This window comes from Streptomyces kebangsaanensis (assembly GCF_001906585.1).
Lineage (GTDB): Bacteria > Actinomycetota > Actinomycetes > Streptomycetales > Streptomycetaceae > Streptomyces > Streptomyces kebangsaanensis.
This window is the reverse complement of record NZ_JUJA01000146.1, coordinates 117,076-133,648: the sequence shown is the minus strand read 5'-3', so window position 1 is coordinate 133,648 and position 16,573 is coordinate 117,076. Positions and strand designations below refer to the sequence as shown.

Here is a 16,573-nt window from a genome sequence, read left to right as displayed (position 1 = left end):
CCCCCACGACGAACGAAGGCAGATGCACGCCGACCGCACCTCGACCACCCGCTTCGCCGTCCCCGTCGACGCCGCCCTGCGCGCCGCCGGCTGGCAACCCGGACGCTGGGACATAAAACAAGCCGAATTCTGGGCCGACACCCTGCGCGACCACACCTCACCCGCAGGCCACCGCCACGCCGTCTTCCCCGCCGCCGTCGAAGCCTGGGCCGAATTCGGCGGCCTGCGCATCACCCCCACCGGCCCCGGCCGCCAGATCGCCCCCGCCACCCTCCACCTCGACCCCCTGCACGGCCTCCACATGGCCCGCACCCTCGGCGACCTCGGCCGCGCCCTCGACACCGAGACCTGCCCCCTCGGCACCGAAACCGACACCGACTCCCTGCTCGCCATCGACACCGAAGGCCGCGTCTACGCCCTCGACCACACCGGCGACTGGTACCTCGGCCCCGACATCGACCAAGCCCTGACCGCCCTCGTCTCCGGCATACAACCCGTACGCCTGACAGCGGGCTGACCCAGCCGAACCCCCGGCCCACCCCGGCCCTACGACGCCGGAATCACCGCCGACACCCGGAAACCCCCCGCATCCGTCGGCCCCGACACGAACACACCACCCAGCGCCACGACCCGCTCCCTCATCCCCACCAGGCCGTTCCCACCCGACGGCAACCCCGCGGCAGACGCCGACGCGGGCTCCGGCGGCGGCTCGTTCTCCACCTGCATCGCGATCTCCGACGACCGGTGCGCCAACCGCACATACGTCCTCGCCCCCGCCGCATGCTTGTGGACGTTCGTCAACGCCTCCTGCACCACGCGATACGCCGTCTGCTCCACCTCCGCCGCATACGGACGCACCTCACCCTCCACCGACAGATCCACGGCCACCCCCGCCGCCACCGACTGCCCGACCAACTCGTCCAGCTCCGACAGACACGGCCCCTCACCCNCCACCGGCCGCCCGGGAAGCCGCCGCGGCCGCGGCCACCCCCACCGCCGCCAACGGCACAGCCGCCCGCCCCGCACGCCCACGGACCTGCACGGGCACCTGCCCCTCCGAACTGCGCAGCACCCCCAGCATCTCCCGCAACTCCGTCAACGCCTGCCGGCCCATGTCCCCGACCAGAGCGGCGTTCCTCACCGCCTTCTCCGGATCCTTCCGGGCCACCGCCTGCAACGCCGCCGCATGCACCACCATCAGACTCACCCGGTGCGCGACCACATCGTGCATCTCCCGCGCGATCCGCGTCCGCTCCTCGTTACGAGCCCACTCGGCCCGCTCCTCCGCCCGCTCCGCGAGCAGCTGCAACTCCCGCTCCAGACTGTCCGCCCGCTCCCGCAGACTCTCCATGAGCCGCCGCCGCGCCCCCACGTACAGCCCCAGCAGGAGCGGCGGCGCCGTCAGCCCGAGCGAGGCGCTGACCGCGGCGAACGGCACGAACCAGTTCCCCAGGGTCAGGTCCCCCCGATCCATGTCCTGCCGCACCTGCACGAACGTCACGATCATCGTCCCGAGCAAGGACATCCCGGCCAGCGCCGCGATCACCCGGCGCGGCACCTCGCACGCGGCCAGGGTGTAGAGCCCGACGGTCGCCAACAGGAAACCCATCTGGGCCGGCGTGATGGCGATCGCCACCAGCACCACGGCGATGGGCCACCGCCGCCGGACGAGCAGCACCGACCCCGCGAGCACCCCGAACACGACCCCCACCGCCGCCGGGATCCCCGCGTCCCGCGCGAACGGCACGCCCTCGGCCCCGCACTCCAGCGCGGACACCAGCGCAAGGCTCCCGTCGAGCACCGCACCACGCCACCGCGCCCACCACCACGGCCCGGCCGGGGCCGTGGCGCGGTCTTCCCCCGTCGTGGTCATACCCCCAGCCTACGGGCGGCCGCCCCGGCTTTTCCGCCGAGTTCCGGCTGCGGGACCGGACCACACTCCGTAATCGAATAACAGCGAAACCGACCGGAATCCCTCGAACTGCTGAACCATCCCCCGTTCGACCCCGGAACCAGGCATTCCACCCGGACGGTATGCCCATGGCACATGCACCAGGCAAGTACGCCGACTTCGAGGTCCTGCGAGAGCGGGCGGTCGCGCTGCGGCGGGCAGGACTCAGCCGACGGCAGATCCGGGACCGCCTGCACGTCGACAACAACGACATCCTCAACCGCCTCCTGGAGGGCGAGCCGCCCCCGGAGTGGACCAGGCGCCCGAACGCGAAGGACGACCTGCGCGACAAGGCGCGCGAGCTTCGCCTCCAGGGCTGGACGTACGACCGGATCCAGGTGGAGCTGGGGTGCTCGAAGAGCTCGATCTCACTGTGGGTACGGGACCTGCCGAAGCCGGAACGCAGGCGCAGCGCGGAGGAGGCGGCAGCTATCGCCAGACGAGGCTGGGAAGCCACTCTTCAAAGCCGTGAGGAGGAACGCCAGCAAACGAAGACGACCGCCAAGCAAGCAGTCGGCAACCTGTCCGACCGGGAGGTGTTCCTGGCAGGCGCGGTCCTCTACTGGGCCGAGGGTGCCAAGGACAAGTCGTACAGCCGCCGCGAGCGGCTGCAGTTCATCAACAGCGACCCGAACGTCATCAGCTTCTTCCTACGCTGGCTCGACGTGCTTGGCGTGGAGCGCGAACGCCTGCGCTTTCGGGTGAGCATCCACGAGTCAGCCAACGTGACGGACGCCGAAAAGTTCTGGGCCGGGCTGGCAGGTGTGGAACCCTCCACATTCCAAAAAGCCTCGCTCAAGAAGCACAACCCGAAGACGAGCCGGAAGAACACCTCGGAGGCATACCGCGGCTGCCTGATCATCTATGTACTCAAGAGTGCCGACTTGTATCGTCGCATGGAGGGCACCTGGTACGGCATAGTAGGGGCTGCCACCGCATCCGACCTACAGAATCGGACATAGCGGTAATCCCGGGTCGTCTAAGGGCAAGACGTCAGATTTTGGCTCTGATCATGGGGGTTCGAGTCCTCCCCCGGGAGCACACGTTCGGTTCGGNNNNGACCCCCTGGGGGTCAGGACCCGTTCCCGTCTCCCCCCCACCAGCCGCCCCGGTATCCTGCGGATGTCCACCCCCACCCATCCACAGCCGAAGGGCATCCCGTGAGCGCCATCCGCCCGGCAGCCGTCGTCGTACTCGCAGCGGGTGAGGGCACCCGTATGAAGTCGGCCACACCGAAGGTCCTGCATGAGATCTGCGGCCGTTCCCTGGTGGGCCATGTGCTCGCCGCCGCCCGTGAGTTGAAGCCGGAGCATCTCGTCGTCGTCGTCGGGCACGCGCGGGAGCAGGTCACCGCGCACCTGGCCGGGGTCGACCCCGAGGTCCGTACCGCGGTGCAGGAGGAGCAGAACGGCACCGGGCACGCGGTCCGCATGGGGCTGGAGGAGCTCGGCGGGTCCGTCGACGGGACCGTGATCGTCGTCTGCGGGGACACTCCCCTCCTCACCGGTGAGACCCTGCGGAGCCTCGCCGGCACGCACCAGGACGACGGCAACGCCGTCACCGTGCTGTCCGCCGAGGTGCCGGACGCGACCGGGTACGGCCGGATCGTGCGGGACGACGCCACCGGCGCCGTGACCGCGATCGTGGAGCACAAGGACGCGACCGAGGCGCAGCGGGCGATCCGGGAGATCAACTCCGGGGTGTTCGCGTTCGACGGGCGGTTGCTGGCGGACGCGTTGGGGAAGGTCCGGACGGACAACAGTCAGGGTGAGGAGTACCTCACCGATGTGCTCGGGATCCTGCGTGAGGCGGGTCACCGGGTGGGTGCGTGTGTGGCCGGTGATCACCGGGAGATCGCGGGGATCAACAACCGGGTGCAGTTGGCGGAGGCGCGGCGGGTTCTCAACGACCGGTTGCTGACGGCCGCGATGCTGTCCGGGGTGACGGTGGTGGATCCGGTGACGACCTGGGTCGATGTGACGGTGACGTTCGAGCGGGATGTCGTGGTGCATCCGGGGACGCAGTTGCTGGGGTCGACGCATCTCGGTGAGGGTGCGGAGGTCGGTCCGCACAGCCGGCTGGCGGACACGCGGGTGGGTGCCGGGGCGCGTGTGGACAACACGGTGTCCGACGGGGCCGTGGTGGGTCCGGAGGCGTCGGTGGGGCCGTACGCGTATCTGCGGCCGGGGACGCGTCTGGGGCTGGGGTCGAAGGTGGGGACGTACGTCGAGACGAAGAACGCGTCGATCGGTGAGGGGACGAAGGTTCCTCATCTGTCGTATGTCGGGGACGCGACGATCGGTGAGTACACGAACATCGGTGCCGCGAGCGTGTTCGTGAACTACGACGGGCAGAACAAGCACCACACGACGGTGGGGTCGCACTGCAAGACGGGTTCGGACAACATGTTTGTGGCACCTGTCACGGTCGGGGACGGTGCTTACACGGCTGCCGGCTCGGTGATCACGAAGGATGTGCCGGCCGGCGCGTTGGCCGTGGCCCGTGGTCAGCAGCGGAATATCGAGGGTTGGGTGGCTCGTAAGCGTCCGGGGAGCGCGGCGGCGAAGGCGGCCGAGGCGGCTGCTCCGGGGGGCGAGGGCGAGGCCTGACGGGAAACGGGGGCGCCAAACACGGCGTACCGTGATAAGTGCACACTCGTGTACGCCACCACGCTGCGAACACCCTCTGAGGAGACACTGCTGTGACCGGGATCAAGACGACCGGCGAGAAGAAGATGATGTTCTTCTCCGGCCGCGCTCACCCCGAGCTTGCCGAGGAAATCGCCCACGAGTTGGGGATCGAGGTCGTCCCGACGAAGGCGTTCGACTTCGCGAACGGTGAGATCTATGTGCGGTATCAGGAGTCGGCGCGTGGTGCCGACTGTTTCCTGATCCAGAGCCACACCGCTCCGATCAACAAGTGGATCATGGAGCAGTTGATCATGATCGACGCGCTGAAGCGTGCGTCGGCCCGCTCCATCACGGTCATCGTGCCGTTCTACGGTTACGCGCGGCAGGACAAGAAGCACCGGGGGCGTGAACCGATCTCGGCGCGTCTGATCGCGGATCTGATGAAGACGGCCGGCGCGACCCGCATCCTCACCGTGGATCTGCACACGGACCAGATCCAGGGTTTCTTCGACGGGCCGGTGGATCACCTGTTCGCGCTGCCGCTGCTGGCGGACTACGTGGGCACCAAGGTGGATCGTTCGAAGCTGACGATCGTGTCTCCGGACGCGGGCCGGGTGCGGGTGGCGGACCGTTGGTGCGACCGGCTGGGTGCGCCGCTGGCGATCGTGCACAAGCGGCGTGACCCGGACCTGGCGAACCAGGTCACGGTGCACGAGGTCGTCGGTGATGTGAAGGGTCGTATCTGTGTCCTGGTGGACGACATGATCGACACCGCCGGCACGATCTGCGCCGCGGCGGACGCGTTGTTCGCGCACGGTGCGGAGGACGTGATGGTGACGGCGACGCACGGTGTGCTGTCGGGTCCGGCGGCGGACCGGCTGAAGAATTCGAAGGTGAGCGAGTTCGTGCTGACGAACACGCTGCCGACGCCGAACGAGCTGGAGCTGGACAAGCTGACGGTGCTGTCGATCGCGCCGACGATCGCGCGTGCGGTGCGTGAGGTGTTCGAGGACGGTTCGGTGACGAGCCTGTTCGACGAGCAGTAGGGACGCGCTGGTAGATCGTTTTGGGTGCGGCCTCCCGCTCCGAGTAGACTGCTGCAGTTGCTCGGCGAGGGAGGCCGTCCCCGTTTTCGTGGTACGGCGGTCCGTTATCGACGCGCTCTTCGTAGCAGGCCGTTCGTGGCCGGGTGACTCCGACCGTTTTCCGTGTACCTCTACGAGGAGTGAAGAGCATGTCCGAGGTGAAGCTCGCCGCCGAGACGCGTACCGAGTTCGGCAAGGGTGCGGCGCGTCGTGTCCGCCGTGAGAACAAGGTTCCCGGTGTGCTGTACGAGCACGGCATGGTGCCGATCCACCTGACGCTGCCGGGCCATGAGCTGCTGCTGGCGCTGCGTACGCCGAACGTTCTGCTGTCGCTGGACATCGACGGCAAGTCGAACGAGCTGGCGATCCCGAAGGCGGTGCAGCGCGACCCGCTGAAGGGTGAGCTGGTGCACGTGGACCTGCTGATGGTGAAGCGTGGCGAGCGGGTCGTCGTCGAGATTCCGGTGGTCGCCGAGGGTGATCTGGCGCCGGGTGGCAACCTGCTGGAGTACGTCCTCTCCACGCTGACGGTGGAGGCCGAGGCGACGAACATCCCGGACACGCTGACGGTGTCCGTGCAGGGTCTGTCGGCCGGTGCCGCGATCCTGGCGAAGGACATCCCGCTGCCGGAGGGTCTGAAGCTGGCTCAGGATGAGGACACCACGGTGCTGCAGGTTCTGGCCCCGCAGGCCGAGGAGGCCGCGGAGGGCGAGGAAGAGGGCGCCGAGGCCTGAGCCCGGCCGTCGTCGTTTTCGTCAGCCGCTGTTCCCGTCGGGGGCAGCGGCTGACGCCGTGTTGAGGAGACGTTGAGGAGACGTGGACGTGACGACCCCTGCGAATGCCCCGTGGCTGATCGTCGGCCTGGGCAATCCCGGTCCGGGGTACGCGATGAACCGGCACAACGTGGGGTTCATGGTGGTGGATCTGCTGGCCGACCGGATGGGGGGCCGGTTCAAGCGGGCGGCGAAGGCGCAGGCGCAGGTGGTGGAGGGCCGGATGGGTCCTCCGGGGCCGGACAGTCGCCGGGTGGTGCTGGTGAAGCCGATGTCGTACATGAATCTGTCGGGTGGGCCGGTGAACGCGCTGCGGGACTTCTACAAGGTGCCGCTCGCCAACATCGTGGCGGTCCATGACGAGCTGGACATCGACTACGGCGTGCTGCGGCTGAAGCTGGGTGGTGGCGACAACGGTCACAACGGTCTGAAGTCGATGACGAAGGCGATGGGTCCGGATTATCACCGGGTGCGGTTCGGGATCGGGCGTCCTCCGGGCCGTATGCAGGTGGCGGACTTCGTGCTGAAGGACTTCTCGTCGGTGGAGCGCAAGGAGCTGGACTACTGCGTGGACCGGGCGGCGGACTCGGTGGAGTGTCTGCTGGCGGAGGGGCTCGAGCGGGCGCAGAGCGCGTACAACTCCTGACGTGTCGCCCGTCGGGTTTCCGTGATGTCGACCGGCCGTTTCGGGCGGGTCGCGGCGACGGGTGTGGTGGCAGCGCTGATGCCGGTCGCGGGGCGGGAGGCGTCGTGGGACACCGCGCCGTACGTGATGCGGGCCAAGGGGCGTGAGCTGGGCGCGGTCACGGTGGCGGAGTGTGACGGCGCTACGTGTACGGGGGCGTACGTGGCGTTGTGGGTGGTACGGCGCGAAGGTGCCCCGGGGTTCACGGGAACCCCGGGGCACCTTCTTCTGTGTGCCGTGTCGGCCGGTCGGCCGGTCAGCCGGTGTTGCGCAGGCCGGCCGCCACGCCGTTGACGGTGAGGAGCAGGGCCCGGGCGAGCAGCGGGTCGGGTTCCTCGCCGGCCGCCGCGGCGTCGCGCTGCCGCTTGAGCAGGGCGACCTGGAGGTAGGAGATCGGGTCGAGGTAGGCGTCGCGGATGGCGAAGGTCTGCTTCAGGACGGGCTGGTGGTCGAGGAGCTCGCTCTCGCCGGTGACGCGGAGCACCTCGCGCACGGTGAGTTCGTGTTCGGCCCGGATGGTGTCGAAGATGTGCGCCAGGTGGTCGGGGACGAGGGTGTCGATGTAGTGCCGGGCGATGCGCAGGTCGGTCTTGGCGAGGGTCATCTCGACGTTGGAGATGAAGTTGCGGAAGAAGTGCCACTGTTCGTGCATCTCGTCGAGCACGGTGTCGAGGCCGGCTTCGCGCAGTGCCCTGAGGCCGGAGCCGACGCCGTACCAGCCGGGGACGATCTGCCGGGACTGGGTCCAGCCGAACACCCAGGGGATGGCGCGCAGTCCGTCGAGGCCGGCGCCGGAGTCGGGGCGGCGGGAGGGGCGGGAGCCGAGGTGGAGGTCGGCGAGCTGGTCCACCGGTGTCGAGGCGAAGAAGTACGCCGGGAGGTCGGGGTCCTCGACGAGGCGGCGGTAGGCGGCGTGGGCGGCGTCGGAGACGACGTCCATGGCGGCGTCCCAGCGGGCGAGGGCCTCCACCGACTGGCGGGGGGCGGTGTGCAGGGCGGAGGCCTGCAGGGTGGCCGCGACGGTCAGTTCGAGGTTCTCGCGGGCGAGGGAGGGGATGAGGTACTTGTCGGAGATGACCTCGCCCTGTTCGGTGACCTTGATCTCGCCTTCGAGGGTGCCCCAGGGCTGGGCGAGGATGGCGTCGTGGGTGGGGCCGCCGCCGCGGCCGACGGTGCCGCCGCGGCCGTGGAAGAGGCGGAGGCGTACGCCGTAGCGGTGGGCGACGTCGCGCAGGCGGCGCTGGGCGCGGTGGATCTCCCACTGGCTGGTGGTGATGCCGCCGAACTTGGAGGAGTCGGAGTAGCCGAGCATGACCTCCTGGACGTCGCCGCGGAGGGCGACCAGGCGCCGGTAGGAGGGGTCGGCGAGCATGTCCTCGAGGATGGTGTCGGCGGCCTTCAGCTCGTCCGTGGTCTCCAGGAGCGGCACGATGCCGATCCTGGCCCAGCCGGCGTGCAGGTCGATGAGGCCGGCTTCCCTGGCCAGTACGGTGGCGGCGAAGACGTCGTCGGCGCCCTGGCACATGGAGATGATGTAGGACTCGATGACTTCGGGTCCGAAGACGTTCAGGGCGCGCTTGACGGTCTCGAAGACGCCGAGGGTCTTGGTTCCGGCGGCGTCGACGGGGGCGGGGGTGGGGGCGAGGGGGCGGCGGGACCTGAGTTCCTTGGCGAGGAGCTTGGCGCGGTACTCGCGGGGCATGTCGGTGTAGCGCCAGGTTTCCTCGCCGAGCCGGTCGAACAGTTGACCGAGGGCGTGGTGGTGGGCGTCGGCGTGTTCGCGGACGTCCATGGTGGCGAGCTGGAGGCCGAAGGCGGCGAGGGTGCGGATGGTGCGGCCCAGCCGTCCGTCGGCGAACAGGCCGCCGCGGTGTTCGCGCAGGGAGTTCTGGATGATGCGCAGGTCGTGCAGCAGCTCGCCGGTGCCGAGGTAGTCGTGGCCGGGTTCGTGGGGGGTGCCGGTGGCCAGGCGCTGCTTGGTGTTGATGAGCTTCTGGCGGATGCAGGTGGCCTTGAGCCGGTAGGGCTCCTCGGCGTTGAGGCGCTTGTAGCGGGGGCTGATCTCGGGCAGCTTCTCCAGGTCGGCCTTCAGGGAGCCGAGCAGTTCGTCGGTGGCTCCGGTGTAGCGGATGGAGTTGGACAGGAAGCCGCGCAGCTCGTCGATCATGTCGAGGGCGTCGTTGATGCCGTGTTCGTGCTGGAGGATCAGCACGTCCCAGGTGACCTGGGGGGTGACGTTGGGGTTGCCGTCGCGGTCGCCGCCGATCCAGGTGCCGAAGGTGAGGGGGCGGGTGTCGTCGGGGAGCCTGACGCCGACGCGTTCCAGTTCGGCGGTGAGGTCCTCCAGGACGTCGCCGACGGCGTCGGCGTGGAGTTCGTCGAGGTAGTAGATGGCGTTGCGGGCCTCGTCGGCGGGTTCGGGGCGCACGACGCGGAGTTCGTCGGTCTGCCAGACGAGGTCGATGTTCTCGGCGAGCCGGGTGTCGTGGCGGCGGCGGTCGGAGGCGACGACCGGGGTGTCCAGGAGGGCGGCGATGCGGCGGAGCTTGTTGAGGACGGAGCGGCGGGCGGCCTCGGTGGGGTGTGCGGTGAAGACCGGGCGGACGTTGAGGTGCTTCACGGTCTGGCGCAGGTGTTCGGGGTCGGCGTCCTTGAGCCGGTCGGCGGTGCGGGCGATGAGGCCGCCCTCGGCGGCGCGGCGGGCGCGCAGTTCGCGGCCGCGGTGCACCTGTTCGGTGACGTTGGCGAGGTGGAAGTAGGTGGAGAAGGCGCGGACCAGCTTGGCCGCGGTGTGGAGTTCGGTGCCGCGCAGCAGTTCGGCGGCGGCCTCTCCGTCCTCGCGGGTGAGGCGGCGGACCTTCTCGACCAGTTCGAGGAGTTCGGGGCCTTCCTGCCGTACGAGGGTCTCTCCGAGGAGGTCGCCCAGTCGGCGGATGTCGGCACGCAGCTCGCTGCTGGTCGTCGTCTGGTCGTCGGCACTGCTCACAGGTGCGGCTCCTTGCGGGTTGAAGCACGTCTGGGAGGGAACCCGGACGGGTGCCGCGCAGCGGGCTGCCGCATACGGGCCGGGCATCCGGGAAGGGATTTTCTTCAGCGGACCGCGCTGTCCGACCGGTTCCAAGTCTAGGTCTCGGGCGGGACGCGCAGGGCTACGGGCTCTTGCCGCGGGGCGGCGCGCTGCCATACTTACGACGCCGTAGGTTACGGAACCGTAGGGAGCTGGACGGTTCCGGATGCCGCCGGCGCCTGTCTCGACCCTCGACCCACAGGGGACGCCCATGACCACGAGCTCCGATGTGATCGACGATGCCCCGAAGGCGACCGACCCCACGCTGCGGTCCGCCACGCTGGGTGGTGAGAAGAAGCGTTCGATCGAGCAGATCACGCTGCTGCTGTTCATCACCGTTCCGTTCCTCGCGCTGCTGGCGGCGGTGCCGCTGGCGTGGGGATGGGGGGTGAGCTGGCTGGATCTGGGCCTGCTGGTGTTCTTCTACTTCCTGGGCTGTCACGGCATCACGATCGGTTTCCACCGGCACTTCACCCATGGCTCGTTCAAGGCGAAGCGGCCCTTGAAGATCGCGCTGGCGATCGCGGGGTCGATGGCGGTCGAGGGGCCCCTGGTCCGCTGGGTCGCCGATCACCGCAAGCACCACAAGTTCTCCGACGCCGAGGGCGATCCGCACTCGCCGTGGCGGTACGGCGAGACGGTTCCGGCGCTGCTGAAGGGCCTGTGGTGGGCTCATGTCGGCTGGATGTTCGACGAGGAGCAGACGCCGCAGGAGAAGTACGCGCCGGATCTGATCAAGGATCCGGCGATGCGCAGGATCTCCCGTCAGTTCGTGCTGTGGACGACGGTGTCGCTCGTGCTGCCGGCGCTGATCGGCGGTCTGGTCACCCTGTCGTGGTGGGGCGCGTTCACCGCGTTCTTCTGGGGTTCACTCGTTCGGGTGGCTTTGTTGCACCATGTGACCTGGTCGATCAACTCGATCTGCCATGCGGTCGGCAAACGCCCGTTCAAGTCGCGGGACCGCTCGGGCAACGTGTGGTGGCTGGCTGTGCTGTCCTGCGGCGAGTCCTGGCACAACCTGCACCACGCCGACCCGACCTCGGCCCGGCACGGGGTGGAGCGCGGTCAGCTGGACTCCTCGGCGCGGATCATCCGCTGGTTCGAGCAGCTCGGTTGGGCACACGACGTGCGCTGGCCGTCACGCTCGCGTATCGATTCCCGCCGGAACACCGGCAAGGACCGCTCCCGGCGCCGTGAGGAGACCGCCGAGGCGGCATGATGGGCGGTGTGGCCACCGACTCCAGCAGCACTCCCAGCACCGACAAGCCGCGGCGCGCGCGTCGTACCCGTATGACCGGTGCCCAGCGCCGCCAGCAGTTGTTGGAGATCGGTCGCACCCTGTTCGCGGCGAAGGGCTTCGAGGCCACGTCGGTGGAGGAGATCGCGGCGAAGGCCGGGGTGTCCAAGCCGGTGGTGTACGAGCACTTCGGCGGCAAGGAGGGCCTGTACGCGGTGGTGGTGGACCGCGAGATGCGGCGGCTGCTGGACATGGTGACCAGCAGCCTGACGGCCGGCCACCCCCGTGAGCTGTGCGAGCAGGCGGCGTTCGCCCTGCTGGACTACATCGAGGAGTACACGGACGGCTTCCGCATCCTGGTCCGCGACTCCCCCATCCCTCAGTCGACGGGGTCCTTCGCCTCCCTGATCTCGGACATCGCCACCCAGGTGGAGGACATCCTGGGCCGTGAGTTCAAGTCCCGCGGCTTCGATCCCAAGCTGGCCCCGCTGTACGCCCAGGCCCTGGTCGGCATGGTCGCCCTGACCGGCCAGTGGTGGCTGGACGTGCGCCGCCCGAAGAAGGCGGAGGTGGCGGCCCACCTGGTGAACCTGGCGTGGCACGGCCTGGACGGGCTGGAGCCGAAGCCGCGGCTGATAGGTCACCGCAAGGCCTAGCCGGCCGAGGGCTGGAGGAACTCCAGCCGGTTGCCCACGGGGTCCTCGGAGCAGAAGCGCTTGTGGCCCGGCAGGTCGTCGTCCCGGGTGACCTTCGCGCCGTGTGCCCGCAGCCGGGCGGCGTAGGCCTCGATGGCGGTCACCCGCAGGCCAGGGTGGGCCTTCTTCGCGGGCCGGAAGTCCTGCTCGATCCCGAGGTGGAGTTGCACGGTGCCGGCCTGGAACCAGCAGCCGCCGCGCGCGGCCAGGACCGGCGGCTTGGGGATCTCCTCCATGTCGAGGGCGTCGACGTAATACGCGCGCAGGTCGTCCTCGGAGCCGGGCGGGGCGGCGAGCTGGACGTGGTCGAGCGCGCTGAGCACGGCTCACGCCTCCTCGGTGTCCTTGGTGGCGACCGCGAAGACGCGGCGGAAGGGGAACGGGGTGCCGTGCGGGCCGGCCGGGTAGGCCTCGCGCAGGGCGGTGCGGTACTCGGCGAGGAACTCCTCGCACGCCCGGGGATCGTCGCCGAGGGCGGTGAGGACCGGCCGCAGCCCGGTGCCCTTCACCCAGTCCAGGACCGGATCCTCCCCGGTCAGCAGATGGACGTACGTCGTCTCCCACACGTCCGCCGTGCAGCCGAGGCCGGTCAGCCTCTCCAGATACGCCTCGGGGCCGAGCACCGCGTCCTCGTGGCGCAGGACGTCCGCGAGGCGGTCGCGCCAGTGGGCGGAGTGGGCGAGGGCGCGCATCAGCCGGTGGCTGGGGGCGGAGAAGTTGCCGGGCACCTGGAAGGCGAAGGTGCCGCCGGGGCGCAGCCCCGCCACCCAGTCGGCGAACCGGCCGGTGTGGCCGGGCACCCACTGCAGGGTGGCGTTGCTGACGATCAGGTCGTACGGCTCGCCGGGCGTCCAGGTGCGCACGTCGGCGTGGGCGAAGTCGAGGCGGCCGCCGCCGGGAGTGGGGCCCTCGTGCTCCACCACGGCCTTGTCGAGCATCTCGGGCGAGTTGTCGTAGCCGGTGATGTGCGCGGTGGGCCAGCGGCCGGCGAGCAGGGCGGTGACGTTGCCGGGCCCGCAGCCGAGGTCGGCGATGCGGGGCGGGCGGGACCCGCCGGGGAGGTCGGGGACGCGGGCGAGCAGGTCGGTGAAGGGGCGGGCGCGGTGGCCGGCGTGACGCAGGTACTGGGCGGGGTCCCAGGCGGGGGTGCGGGCGGACATGTCGGCCTCCTCGACGTGCGCGGCGGGCTCTGATCAACACTGTCACTTCTTGATATCTCGATGTCAAGAGAGTCGACATCAAGAGACTTCACGTCGACACAACCACTACACTGATCGCCATGGAGGACGAGGTCGATCGACTGGTCGCAGCGTGGCGCCGGGAGCGTCCGGACCTCGATGTGGAACCGCTCGAGGTGCTCAGCCGGGTGAGCAGGCTGGCCCGGCACCTGGACCGCGCGCGGCGGCTGGCCTTCTCCGAGCACAGTCTGGAGCCCTGGGAGTTCGACGTCCTGACGGCGCTCCGGCGCGCGGGACCGCCGTACCAGCTCTCCCCCGGACAGCTGCTGACCCAGACCCTGGTCACCTCGGGCACGATGACCAACCGCATCGACCGGCTGGCGAAGAAGGGCCTGGTGGAGCGCCTGCCCGACCCCAACGACCGGCGCGGTGTACTGGTCCGTCTGACGGAGGAGGGCCGGGACCGCGCGGACCGGTCCCTGGCGGGGCTGCTGGACCAGGAGCGGGCGATCCTCGCGGAGCTGTCGTCCGCGCAGCGGACCGAACTGGCGGGTCTGCTACGCCAGTTGACCGCACCGTTCGACAACATCCCCGGCTGAGGCCCTGAGCCGGGCCGGTCAGGCGCTGCTGCTCTCCTCCACCCCGATCCGCCCGGCGGGCCCCAGGTCGGCGGGCCCGACCCCGGCGCGGCGGGCGAGGGCGACGGCGGCGAGGGTGGAGTGCACCCCGAGCTTGCCCAGGACGTTCTGCATGTGGGTGCGCACGGTGTGCGGGGACAGGTACAGCCGTTCGGCGACGGCCTTGCGTCCGAGCCCGGCGACCATGCAGCGCAGCACCTCCCGCTCGCGCGGCGTCAGCGACTCCACCAGGAGCTCGCTCTCGGTGCGGTGCTTGCGGGCGGCGGTCAGCTCCCGCAGTACGCCGGTGAGCAGGGCCGGCGGCAGGTGGGTCTCGTCGCGCAGCACACCGCGGATGACGGTGAGCAGCCGGGACAGCGAGCAGTCCTTGGCGACCCAGCCGCAGGCCCCGGCCTGCAGGGCGAGCGCGGCACGCCGCGGGTCGTCCTTCTCGGCCAGCACGACGGCCCGCACCGCGGGCTGGGCGCCGCGCACCCCGGCGACCAGGGAGATGCCGTCCACCAGTCCGTCCGCCTCGCCCTCGCGCACGGGGACGGCGGGGCGGGCCCCGGGGACGTTCCCGCCGAGGTCGGCGTCGACGAGCACGACGTCGAAGCGGCGGCCCTCGGCGGCGGCCCGCTCCAGACAGCGCAGCGCGGCCGGCCCGGACCCGGCGGCGGAGACGTCGACGTCGGGCTCGGCGGCCAGGGCGGCGGCGAGCGACTCGGCGAAGATGCGGTGGTCGTCGACGACCAGGACTCGGACACGAACCACGGAAGACCCCCTTCCCCGAGCTCCTGGCAGAGCAGGGGATTCTCTTCGTCAAAAACGCGTCGAAGGACGCCTTGGAGAACGCGCCGGAGAACGCCGACCGGCGCGTCCCCCGACGCCTCTCGCCCCCCTGACCGGCACCGGCCCCCACCGGTACCGCTCCTCAGAGTACGGGCGGTGACCGGCAGGGGAAGGCAATTCGCAGAACTGACCGTCCAGCGCGTTTAAGGTGTGCCGCATGTTTCGTATCGAGGCAGAAGTCGACAAAGAGCGCCGCGATCTGCTCCGCTCCCGCCTCCGCGACACGAACACGGCGGCCTCCCCGGTGCTGGCCGCCCTGCGCAGAACCCCCGCCGCACGCGAAGTCCCCCTGCACATCTGGGCGTCGCACGGCTCGGGCACCCTGGCGGGCGGCCTGGTGGGCCACACCTGGGCGTCCTGGCTGCACGTCACCCACCTGTGGGTCGACGCCCCCCACCGCGGCGCGGGCCTCGGCTCCCGCCTCCTCGGGCGGGCCGAACGCATCGCCCGCGACAAGCGCGGCTGCACGGCCGTACGCCTGGAGACCTGGGACTTCCAGGCCCCTGACTTCTACCGCCGGCACGGCTACGAGGTGGTCTGCGTGATCCCGGACTACCCCCCGGGGATCACGGAGTACACCCTGACGAAACGTCTGATCTGACGTCTGGTCCGAGTCGGCTGCGGCCCTCGGAGCACGTCGAGCTCGAGCCGGTCGCGGTGGGTGCCGGTGAGGGCGTACGTCTTGGTCGGCGGGTCGAACTCGGCGGCGGGAGACCGGGCACCGTGAACAGGTCGTCCAGCGAGAACCCACAGCCAGTCGGGCACCCATGGTCCCGACGAGTGCGACGCCGGGTCCGTTCCGGGCGCTTCGAGACAGACCTGACGTCACAACGGACGTGGCACGGATACGCCTGTCGGGCCCGTACCGGCATGCGGTCCGCGTCTCCCTCGTGCCGCCGCAGCTCCGGTGGCGGACGTCAGGCCAGCCGTCGTGCTCCCGCCGAGGGCACCGCCTCGAAGACGCGCGGGGGCGTGTGGCCCGCCGTGGCGAAGGCCGCTTCGATCGCCTTGGTGAGGGGCTGGATGTCGGCCTCCTCCGCCAGCACGATCGCCGAGCCGCCGAAGCCGCCGCCGGTCATGCGGGCGCCGAGCGCGCCGCTTGCCAGGGCCGTGTCCACGGCCAGGTCCAGTTCCGGGCAGGAGACGCGGAAGTCGTCGCGCAGGGAGGTGTGGCCCTCGGTGAGGATCGGGCCGATGGACCGCAGGTCGCCTGATCGCAGGTGGGAGACGACGCGTTCGACTCGGGCGTTCTCCGTTATCACGTGGCGGACCAGGCGGGTCGTCTCCTCGTCCTCCGCCAGGTGCTTCAGGGTCGCGTCCAGGTCCGCGTACGGCACGTCCCGCAGGGCGTCCACGCCCAGCAGGGCCGCGCCCTTCTCGCAGCCGGTGCGGCGCTTGCCGTACTCGCCGTCGCTGTGGGCGTGTTTGACCCGGGTGTCGACGACCAGCAGGCGCAGGCCCTCGGCCGCCAGGTCGAAGGGGATCTGGCGCTGGGACAGGTCGCGGGTGTCCAGGAACAGGGCGTGGCCCGGCTCGCAGCAGGCCGAGGCCGTCTGGTCCATGATGCCGGTGGGGGCGCCGACGTAGACGTTCTCGGCGCGCTGGCACAGGCGGGCCAGTTGCCAGCCCTTCAGGCCCAGGGCACAGAGGTCGTTCAGGGCCAGGGCGACCACGACCTCCAGGGCCGCGGAGGAGGACAGGCCCGCGCCCGTGGGGACCGTCGAGGACAGGTGGATGTCCGCGCCCGTCACCTCGTGGCCCGCCTCGCGCAGGGCCCAGACCACTCCGGCGGGGTAGGCGGTC

Annotated in this window: 15 protein-coding genes, 1 tRNA gene and 2 pseudogenes; 11 read left to right on the top strand and 7 right to left on the bottom strand. The window is 70.2% G+C overall.

What is annotated here, in order from left to right; all coding sequences use genetic code 11:
- The first annotated feature begins 22 nt into the window (after positions 1-22).
- Positions 23-517, top strand: a complete 495-nt coding sequence (locus tag RH94_RS22985; RefSeq protein WP_073949495.1) for an SUKH-3 domain-containing protein — start codon at positions 23-25, stop codon at positions 515-517.
- Between the two features lie 29 nt (positions 518-546).
- Here RH94_RS22985 and RH94_RS44265 read toward each other — a convergent pair.
- Together RH94_RS44265 and RH94_RS22980 are read right to left on the bottom strand one after the other, a co-directional pair.
- Positions 547-949, bottom strand: a pseudogene (locus RH94_RS44265) (sensor histidine kinase); the annotation flags it as partial.
- Between the two features lies 1 nt (position 950).
- Positions 951-1,873: pseudogene (locus RH94_RS22980) on the bottom strand (sensor histidine kinase); the annotation flags it as partial.
- 167 nt (positions 1,874-2,040) lie between these two features.
- Between RH94_RS22980 and RH94_RS22975 the strand changes: the two are divergent.
- The 6 genes from RH94_RS22975 to pth all read left to right on the top strand — a co-directional run bounded on the left by RH94_RS22975 (position 2,041) and on the right by pth (position 7,085).
- On the top strand, positions 2,041-2,913 hold the full coding sequence (locus tag RH94_RS22975) for a hypothetical protein (RefSeq protein ID WP_073949493.1): 873 nt from the start codon (positions 2,041-2,043) through the stop codon (positions 2,911-2,913).
- A 6-nt stretch (positions 2,914-2,919) separates the two neighbouring features.
- Positions 2,920-2,990: transfer RNA gene (locus RH94_RS22970), tRNA-Gln, on the top strand.
- A gap of 121 nt (positions 2,991-3,111) precedes the next feature.
- Entirely contained in the window at positions 3,112-4,560 is a 1,449-nt protein-coding gene (glmU, locus tag RH94_RS22965) for a bifunctional UDP-N-acetylglucosamine diphosphorylase/glucosamine-1-phosphate N-acetyltransferase GlmU (protein ID WP_073949491.1), read from the top strand.
- Positions 4,561-4,652: 92 nt separating this feature from the next.
- Complete coding sequence (locus RH94_RS22960) at positions 4,653-5,627, top strand: ribose-phosphate diphosphokinase (protein WP_073949489.1); 975 nt, start codon at positions 4,653-4,655, stop codon at positions 5,625-5,627.
- A gap of 188 nt (positions 5,628-5,815) precedes the next feature.
- Positions 5,816-6,400 carry a 50S ribosomal protein L25/general stress protein Ctc gene (locus RH94_RS22955; RefSeq protein WP_073949487.1) on the top strand — a complete coding sequence of 195 codons (585 nt, stop codon included), beginning with the start codon at positions 5,816-5,818 and terminating at the stop codon, positions 6,398-6,400.
- A gap of 82 nt (positions 6,401-6,482) precedes the next feature.
- The gene (gene pth, locus RH94_RS22950) at positions 6,483-7,085 is read left to right on the top strand and encodes an aminoacyl-tRNA hydrolase (protein ID WP_073949485.1); all 603 of its coding nucleotides are present in this window, start codon (positions 6,483-6,485) and stop codon (positions 7,083-7,085) included.
- A 295-nt stretch (positions 7,086-7,380) separates the two neighbouring features.
- On the opposite strand, the gene ppc is transcribed toward pth, so the two are convergent.
- Positions 7,381-10,110 (bottom strand): phosphoenolpyruvate carboxylase, encoded by a 2,730-nt coding sequence (ppc, locus tag RH94_RS22945; RefSeq protein WP_073949483.1) that lies wholly within the window; start codon positions 10,108-10,110, stop codon positions 7,381-7,383.
- A gap of 292 nt (positions 10,111-10,402) precedes the next feature.
- Here ppc and RH94_RS22940 point away from each other — a divergent pair, with 292 nt between their 5' ends.
- Together RH94_RS22940 and RH94_RS22935 are read left to right on the top strand one after the other, a co-directional pair.
- Complete coding sequence (locus RH94_RS22940) at positions 10,403-11,410, top strand: acyl-CoA desaturase (protein WP_073949482.1); 1,008 nt, start codon at positions 10,403-10,405, stop codon at positions 11,408-11,410.
- Entirely contained in the window at positions 11,407-12,084 is a 678-nt protein-coding gene (locus RH94_RS22935; RefSeq protein ID WP_073949480.1) for a TetR/AcrR family transcriptional regulator, read from the top strand. The genes RH94_RS22940 and RH94_RS22935 overlap by 4 nt, the downstream gene beginning before the upstream one ends.
- Here the strand turns inward: RH94_RS22935 and RH94_RS22930 are convergent.
- Positions 12,081-12,446: a VOC family protein gene (locus tag RH94_RS22930; RefSeq protein WP_073949478.1), complete on the bottom strand. Its 366-nt coding sequence runs from the start codon at positions 12,444-12,446 to the stop codon at positions 12,081-12,083. The genes RH94_RS22935 and RH94_RS22930 overlap by 4 nt on opposite strands.
- Before the next feature lie 3 nt (positions 12,447-12,449).
- Positions 12,450-13,283, bottom strand: coding sequence for a trans-aconitate 2-methyltransferase (locus RH94_RS22925; RefSeq protein ID WP_073949476.1), 834 nt, complete (start codon positions 13,281-13,283; stop codon positions 12,450-12,452).
- A gap of 119 nt (positions 13,284-13,402) precedes the next feature.
- Between RH94_RS22925 and tamR the strand changes: the two genes are divergently transcribed.
- Positions 13,403-13,900, top strand: a complete 498-nt coding sequence (gene tamR / locus RH94_RS22920) for a MarR family transcriptional regulator TamR (RefSeq protein WP_073949474.1) — start codon at positions 13,403-13,405, stop codon at positions 13,898-13,900.
- 18 nt (positions 13,901-13,918) lie between these two features.
- Here tamR and RH94_RS22915 read toward each other — a convergent pair whose 3' ends face one another.
- Positions 13,919-14,692: a response regulator transcription factor gene (locus tag RH94_RS22915; protein WP_073949472.1), complete on the bottom strand. Its 774-nt coding sequence runs from the start codon at positions 14,690-14,692 to the stop codon at positions 13,919-13,921.
- A gap of 235 nt (positions 14,693-14,927) precedes the next feature.
- Here RH94_RS22915 and RH94_RS22910 point away from each other — a divergent pair, with 235 nt between their 5' ends.
- Positions 14,928-15,371, top strand: a complete 444-nt coding sequence (locus RH94_RS22910) for a GNAT family N-acetyltransferase (RefSeq protein ID WP_073949470.1) — start codon at positions 14,928-14,930, stop codon at positions 15,369-15,371.
- A gap of 316 nt (positions 15,372-15,687) precedes the next feature.
- Here RH94_RS22910 and RH94_RS22905 read toward each other — a convergent pair.
- Positions 15,688-16,573, bottom strand: an 886-nt coding sequence (locus RH94_RS22905) for a galactokinase (RefSeq protein WP_234425973.1), incomplete at its 5' end; no start/stop codon positions are given.